The sequence below is a fragment of the Streptomyces antimicrobicus genome, assembly GCF_020532625.1.
Classification (GTDB): domain Bacteria; phylum Actinomycetota; class Actinomycetes; order Streptomycetales; family Streptomycetaceae; genus Streptomyces; species Streptomyces antimicrobicus.
Window position 1 is genome coordinate 1 of sequence record NZ_JAJAUY010000283.1, and the last position, 225, is coordinate 225.

The 225-nt window shown below is 68.4% G+C and carries 1 protein-coding gene; it reads right to left on the reverse strand.

The genetic code is table 11. From position 1 onward, the window contains the following. The coding region (locus LG632_RS30060; protein WP_226731091.1) for an Hsp70 family protein at positions 1–225 on the reverse strand (225 nt) is incomplete at both ends.

Genomic DNA, 225 nt, shown 5'->3' on the forward strand with positions numbered 1-225 from the left:
ACGAGCTGCTCGCCCTGGTTGCGGGTCTCGGCCGCCTCCTTGCGCCGGCGGTCCTCCTCGGCGTGCTGCTCGGCCTCCTCGACCATGCGCCGGATGTCGTCCTTGGCGAGGGAAGAGCCGCCGGTGACGGTCATCTTCTGCTCCTTGCCCGTGCCGAGGTCCTTGGCCGTGACGTGCATGATGCCGTTGGCGTCGATGTCGAAGGACACCTCGATCTGCGGGACG